This window comes from Psychrobacter sp. 5A.1 (genome assembly GCF_030407455.1).
Classification (GTDB): domain Bacteria; phylum Pseudomonadota; class Gammaproteobacteria; order Pseudomonadales; family Moraxellaceae; genus Psychrobacter.
This window is the reverse complement of sequence record NZ_JASDDJ010000097.1, coordinates 1-6,123: the sequence shown is the minus strand read 5'-3', so window position 1 is coordinate 6,123 and position 6,123 is coordinate 1. Positions and strand designations below refer to the sequence as shown.

Annotated in this window: 7 protein-coding genes; 4 read left to right on the top strand and 3 right to left on the bottom strand. The window is 40.8% G+C overall.

What is annotated here, in order from left to right:
* Nucleotides 1-347 precede the first annotated feature (347 nt).
* From QL982_RS13845 to QL982_RS13830, 4 genes are all read left to right on the top strand, one after another.
* Nucleotides 348-1,829, top strand: a complete 1,482-nt coding sequence (locus tag QL982_RS13845) for a cytochrome ubiquinol oxidase subunit I (protein ID WP_290165697.1) — start codon at nt 348-350, stop codon at nt 1,827-1,829.
* Nucleotides 1,829-2,845, top strand: coding sequence for a cytochrome d ubiquinol oxidase subunit II (gene cydB / locus QL982_RS13840; protein WP_201578649.1), 1,017 nt, complete (start codon nt 1,829-1,831; stop codon nt 2,843-2,845). Before QL982_RS13845 ends, cydB begins: the two co-directional genes overlap by 1 nt.
* Before the next feature lie 88 nt (nt 2,846-2,933).
* Nucleotides 2,934-3,050 carry a DUF2474 domain-containing protein gene (locus QL982_RS13835; RefSeq protein WP_201548947.1) on the top strand — a complete coding sequence of 39 codons (117 nt, stop codon included), beginning with the start codon at nt 2,934-2,936 and terminating at the stop codon, nt 3,048-3,050.
* A gap of 44 nt (nt 3,051-3,094) precedes the next feature.
* Nucleotides 3,095-3,478 carry a rhodanese-like domain-containing protein gene (locus QL982_RS13830; RefSeq protein WP_201578650.1) on the top strand — a complete coding sequence of 128 codons (384 nt, stop codon included), beginning with the start codon at nt 3,095-3,097 and terminating at the stop codon, nt 3,476-3,478.
* Nucleotides 3,479-3,783: 305 nt separating this feature from the next.
* Here the strand turns inward: QL982_RS13830 and QL982_RS13825 are convergent, their stop codons facing one another.
* From QL982_RS13825 to QL982_RS13815, 3 genes are all read right to left on the bottom strand, one after another.
* Nucleotides 3,784-4,533, bottom strand: a complete 750-nt coding sequence (locus tag QL982_RS13825) for an MBL fold metallo-hydrolase (RefSeq protein ID WP_201578651.1) — start codon at nt 4,531-4,533, stop codon at nt 3,784-3,786.
* Between the two features lie 98 nt (nt 4,534-4,631).
* On the bottom strand, nt 4,632-5,177 hold the full coding sequence (locus tag QL982_RS13820; RefSeq protein ID WP_201578652.1) for a rhodanese-like domain-containing protein: 546 nt from the start codon (nt 5,175-5,177) through the stop codon (nt 4,632-4,634).
* A gap of 169 nt (nt 5,178-5,346) precedes the next feature.
* Nucleotides 5,347-6,039 carry a peroxiredoxin gene (locus tag QL982_RS13815; RefSeq protein ID WP_240990591.1) on the bottom strand — a complete coding sequence of 231 codons (693 nt, stop codon included), beginning with the start codon at nt 6,037-6,039 and terminating at the stop codon, nt 5,347-5,349.
* Nucleotides 6,040-6,123 lie beyond the last annotated feature (84 nt).

The following is a 6,123-nucleotide window of genomic DNA, read 5'->3' as shown; positions in this document are numbered from 1 at the left end:
TATCGTGTATTATTACTACAGATTTATTTAAATATATTACTAATAACTATCAACAAGAACAGTTGAATATTAATTATCTTTTTGATCTTTATTTCATAGTATTTTTTATATCATCGATAATTATCTAACGACTACTACATATAGCAATCCATTCGTATAACAGATAGATGACTGTTAATTTTTAAGAGCTTATATTGATAATTTTAGCTAAATAACTATTGGCTATTACCCGTAATATTTTTTACTTTTATGGACGAACAGTTGCTTAAACATATCATGGAAGGTTGCGCCACTCAGTTAACAAACAAAGGTAACCATTTATGTTCGCTGCATTTGTGATCGATCAGATGGATGCGTTGATGCTCGCACGTATCCAATTTGCTTTTGTCATTTCATGGCATATTGTTTTCCCCGCTTTTTCTATCGGACTTGCCAGTTTTTTAACGGTACTAGAGTTTCGTTGGCTTAGAACGGGTAACCCTATCTATGCTGAAGTCTATAAGCATTGGGTCAAGATCTTTGCTGTAGTCTTTGGTCTTGGTGTCGTATCAGGCGTTGTAATGTCCTATCAGTTCGGCACTAACTGGGCGGTGTTCTCAGATAAAGCCGGTAACGTCATAGGTCCATTATTAGCTTATGAAGTATTGACGGCGTTTTTCTTAGAAGCGTCCTTCTTAGGTATCATGCTCTTTGGTTGGGGCCGCGTTAGCAAACGTATGCACTTTGCCTCAACTGCGATTGTCGCTATTGGTACACTGATATCAGCTACTTGGATTTTGTCGGCTAATAGCTTTATGCAAACGCCACAAGGTTTTATGATAGGCGCTGATGGTCTTCTCTATCCTACCAATTGGCTTGAGATTATATTTAACCCCTCCTTCCCCTACCGTTTTGCACATATGGTAACGGCTGCCTACTTAACGACTGCTTTTGTCATCGGCGGCGTTGGCGCTTATTATATTCAATCAAAAAAACACACTGAAAATCGCAAGCACGGTCAAGTCATGCTCGGTATGGCGATGATTATGGCTATCTTTGTTGCGCCAGCTCAAGTGTTGATCGGTGATGAGCATGGTCTAAACACTTTAGAGCATCAGCCAGCTAAAGTTGCCGCGATGGAAGGTATTTGGGAAGATGAGCGCGGTGCAGCTTTACGTCTATTCGCTATCCCAGATCAAGAAAATCAGACTAATAATTACGAAGTAAGTATTCCCTATGTCTCAGGGTTAATTCTGACTCATTCATTAGATGGTGAGGTCAAAGGACTTAAAAATTGGGCACCAGAAGATCAGCCACCTGTCGCCATTGTATTTTGGGCATTCCGGATTATGGTTGCTATTGGTACCTTGATGGTACTTGTCGGCCTGTTCAGTATCTATAAATACTTCAAAAAACAACATTACAACCCTGAAAGCAAGTGGTTTCACCGGGCATGGATGGTCATGACCCCGATGGGTTTTATTGCAGTGCTTTCAGGTTGGTTCGTTACTGAAGTAGGACGCCAGCCTTGGACTGTATATGGTGTCATTCGTACCGCTGAGAGTATTTCACCAGTAGCTGCCCAACAAGTGGCCACTACCTTGATTGGCTTTATCGTACTATATATCTTTGTCTTTGGCGCGGGTAGCTTCTACATTCTAAAGTTGATCTCTAAAGGCCCACAACCTTATGAAGATCCTGCGGAAGATAATTTCTATGAGCATTCTGTGACTGAAGGTCAGGGTCGTACATTAAGTGGGGATAGTAACCCTACTGAAAGCCTCAAACGTGATAATACAGAGAACTTGGATACGCCTGCAAACGATAAAGATGATGAGGGGTTACGCTAATGTTTAACTTTGGTGATGTATTAGATTTACCTCTAATTTGGGGCGGTTTAGTTGCCTTATCTGTCTTCATATACGTTTTACTTGATGGTTTTGATTTGGGCTGTGGTATTTTATTTCCTTTTGCTGGCTCTGACAAAAATCGTAGCCGCATCATGAACTCTATCGCGCCATTTTGGGACGGTAACGAGACGTGGCTCGTACTTGGTGGTGGCGGCTTATTTGCCGCATTCCCTGTCGCTTATGGCATTGTTATGAGTGGCTTGTACTTACCAGTTATCTTTATGCTATTCGGTCTAATTATGCGCGGTGTCGCGTTTGAGTTTCGATTTAAATCCTCAACACGTCGTCATGTATGGGACAGTTTCTTCTTTGTGGGCTCGGTGTTAGCGACTTTTTGTCAAGGGCTAATGTTGGGTGCTTTAATACAAGGTCTAGAAGCCAGTAATCGTTTATATAGTGGTGGTCCATTCGACTGGTTAACACCTTTCTCTATCGTCTGCGGCTTTGCGATGATTATTGGTTATGCCTTACTTGGCTCTACGTGGCTAATCATTAAGACAGAACACAACCTACAAGTATGGGCGCGTAAAGTTTCTGAGTGGCTGCTTTTTGCTTTGGTCGCAGCGATGATAGTGGTAACGGTGTTTATGTACCTCTCAGATATCGTGGCCATTGAAAGCTGGTTCAGTTTACCAGGTATCCTCTACCTAGCTCCGATGCCAATCATTGTGTTACTGCTATTCTTCTTGATGCGTAAAGACTTGACAGGTGAGCGAGAGTACCGTCCCTTTCTACTAACGGTCGCGTTATTTTTGATGGGTTATATCGGTGTTTGTTTTGCTATTTTCCCTTACATTGTTCCCTATCAGATGACTGTTTATGAAGCGGCGGCGGCGGATACGTCGTTATCCTTTATGCTTGTTGGTGCGGTCATCATGCTACCGATTATCCTAAGTTATACTGCTTTTGCCTATTACACCTTTAAGGGAAAAACAGATCATGAGCATATGTATTAATCATGATTATCAATAACTGACAGTTGCTGTAAGTCATTATGGCAGCTGGGCCTAACAAGCTGACTAATACGCTAACTAGGAAGTCATTATGAAAAATTTTAGTAAAAAAGAAACACAATGGGCATGGTTCATTGGATTGTATATAGCAGGGTTTTTGACTATTTTTATTATTGCGCAATTAATCAAGCTGGCAATGGGCTTGTAATTACTTTAAACATATGATGAACTCACCTATTCTAAGGCATTAATATGAAAACCTCACATGACCTAGTTAGCGCTGCGAAAGCGCAAATTACTGAAATACCTGTAGCACAGGCTCAAGTTGCTTGTCATAAAGCAGATATCATTATTGATGTCAGGGAGCCTGCTGAATATGCTGCGGGCCATATCAAAGGTGCAATATCAGTACCTCGTGGCATACTGGAATTCAGAATTTCTGACCTGCCAGCTATCAAAGGTGCTGATACTGAAATCCTACTATATTGTCAAAGCAGTGGACGCGCGGCGCTAGCAGCTCAGTCACTAGCAGAAATTGGCTATACGCAAGTGGCCTCAATTGCTGGCGGTTATGAGGCATGTCTTGAAACGGACATACCAATAACTATGGCAAATGAAGGTATTGATTTTTATTAGCTACTTATTTTCAATAGGAACGTATTATATATGCGATTAGGTGGGTCGACTCATATGTTAAGCCTAACGGTTGGTTTAACTGCTTCTAGCACTGACCATGACTTAAATCTAACTGTTTTAAGAACTTTAGGCCATTATCAGTTTATTCTGCGACTGGGGTCGTTATGAGTAGCATGCGATGATTAACGATTCTAGTCTATTTATCCGTCCATCAGAAAAATTCTAACGCTCTACTTATATATAGATAAAGGTATTAAAACGCTTAACTACAAAAAGCGCTTAATACCTCTCTAGCATAAGGCATATTACCCTTGAGGACTATGTTCCATCTGACGACAGTATGCCGCTAGGTTATCAGGTAAGTCATTTGGACAGACACCACACTGCTGATTACCAGGTACTGCATGATCTATAAATTTAGGATATGGTAGATCTAAGTTATTCATAATAGCTCTAAATTCTTCGATCGTTGTATCGCCACCAAGCCTTGGATTGCGCTTTTTTTCTTGCGCGATTGAGGACACAAACCTCTCTTTATAATCATGTGCAGGATAAACTAATGTTTCATCCGGCAAAGAAAACAATTTTTGCCTCACAGAATGATACAATGCATCTGCATCACCGTGCTGAAAGTCAGTGCGACCACACCCATCTATCAGTAGCGCATCTCCAGTAAAAACTCGATCATTGTACAAGTAAGCAAAATGTCCTGCAGTATGACCTGGTGTATGTAAAGGCTGCAAGCTAATACCATCAATCTCAAATGGGATACCTTCTTCTAGCCCAACATCCGCACATGCCAGTCGGTCGTAGGCAGGTGCAGCGATCTTACTACCAACCGCACGCTTTATCTCCAAAGCGGCTGTTATATGGTCGGCATGGATATGTGTATCAATAGTATAAGCTAGAGTCAGACCCAATCTGTGTATCTCAGCTAAGTCGCGATCCATCGTCGCAATGACAGGATCGATTAGTACTGCCTGTCCTGTATTGACGTCTCCTATAAGATAGGTATAAGTACTAGAGAGCGGCTCATATAGTTGTCGAAATATCATAATAAAACCTCGTTTAGTGATTTAATATTAACAGTAGTAGAAGTCATTCAACATAAATGCTGTGCTAATAACCATCTATATATAGCACTTAGCAAGGCTCAAGGTTTACTAATCTTGTTTGCATTAATCATTGACGACCAAGGTAAACCAGCATTTTGCCAACCGTTCACTACACGAAATCCCTTCATCCTACCCTCTTTTACTGTAGTTCCCTGAAAGCCGTGATCAATATATTTTACGTTTGAAAACCCTTGGGAAATTAAATAATCGGCACTTGGCTTGCCACGTGCGGAACCAGAACGACACATCGTAACAATGAGTGAGTCTTTATCAAGCCCTTTAGCCTTTAGTGCCTTTTCAATACCACTGACAAAATCTGGGTTACTCTGCATAGCAAAGCTGCCTTTGTCTTCATTAAACTGGGTACGATCAACTAGCTTAAAAGGAATATTGATATCCACGGCATCCGTAAAGCCGACAAACATGATTTCTATAGGATCTCGTACGTCAACAAACAACAACTCATCAGGATGCTCCTGCACAAGGCTCCAGACCTCCTGTGGTGGCACAGATAACGAATCTTCCGCGCTGGCAGAAAAAATCATACCAAACATAAGGAATAACGACAAAATAATGGTTTTCATGCTCTCTCCATAGATACATACGATTCTTTTATGCCAGCTGGCTGATGCTAATAACCACTCTTGGTGGCATAAATATAAATAGTGATATTTGAGAAAGCCAAGGCTCATTAGTTAATTAACAGGGCTTAACTTTCTCAAAATTAATCGCTAATTCACAAATTCATATTTGTTACAGCGACTTTTTACTAAAATACCAATCCTTATACTCATAGCCTTCATTAGCACGTATTTCAGCTTCTGCAGCGGTACGAGGTGACGGCACAATGACGGGCTCCCCCACTTTCCAATTTTCTGGTGTAGCAACTTTGTTGCCATCACTGGTTTGCAAGGCATCAAGTAAGCGTAAGAATTCATCAACAGAGCGACCATTACTCATTGGATAATAGACCATTGCTCGTAATATACCTTCAGGGTCAATGATAAAGGTGGCACGTACTGCTGAGGTGTCACTGGCACCGGGCTGAATCATGCCATAGGATTTGGCAACCTGCATCGACAAATCAGCAATAATAGGAAAGGTAATCTCTACACCAAAATTTTCTTTGATATTACGCATCCAAGCAATATGCGAATGCACACTATCAATAGATAATCCTAGCAATTCACAGTTTCTAGTACGAAAATCTTCAGCTTTATTGGCAAAGGCTATGAACTCCGTAGTACATACAGGCGTAAAATCTGCTGGATGAGAAAATAATACTAACCATTTACCTTTGTAGTCAGCTAATGACTTCATACCATCAGTGGTTAACGCATTGAAGTCTGGTGACGGTTGGTTGAGTTGAGGGAATTGAATGGCGTTAGTTGGTCCCATGTCATCTTGGCATGAACAGTTTTCACGTGAACGTTGACGGTTTCTCATTTGTTTATCCTTAATTAAATAGGTATTAAATCATTGCAATCATGCAATAGATTAAATATAGCATAGTAATATACTAAAAAATAT

Excerpts from the sequence above, each read along its gene's own strand:
- QL982_RS13845 (WP_290165697.1), top strand. The coding sequence starts at position 348 with ATGGATGCGTTGATGCTCGCACGTATCCAATTTGCTTTTGTCATTTCA.
- cydB (WP_201578649.1), top strand. The coding sequence starts at position 1,829 with ATGTTTAACTTTGGTGATGTATTAGATTTACCTCTAATTTGGGGCGGT.
- QL982_RS13835 (WP_201548947.1), top strand. The coding sequence starts at position 2,934 with ATGAAAAATTTTAGTAAAAAAGAAACACAATGGGCATGGTTCATTGGA.
- QL982_RS13830 (WP_201578650.1), top strand. The coding sequence starts at position 3,095 with ATGAAAACCTCACATGACCTAGTTAGCGCTGCGAAAGCGCAAATTACT.
- QL982_RS13825 (WP_201578651.1), bottom strand. The coding sequence starts at position 4,533 with ATGATATTTCGACAACTATATGAGCCGCTCTCTAGTACTTATACCTAT.
- QL982_RS13820 (WP_201578652.1), bottom strand. The coding sequence starts at position 5,177 with ATGAAAACCATTATTTTGTCGTTATTCCTTATGTTTGGTATGATTTTT.
- QL982_RS13815 (WP_240990591.1), bottom strand. The coding sequence starts at position 6,039 with ATGAGAAACCGTCAACGTTCACGTGAAAACTGTTCATGCCAAGATGAC.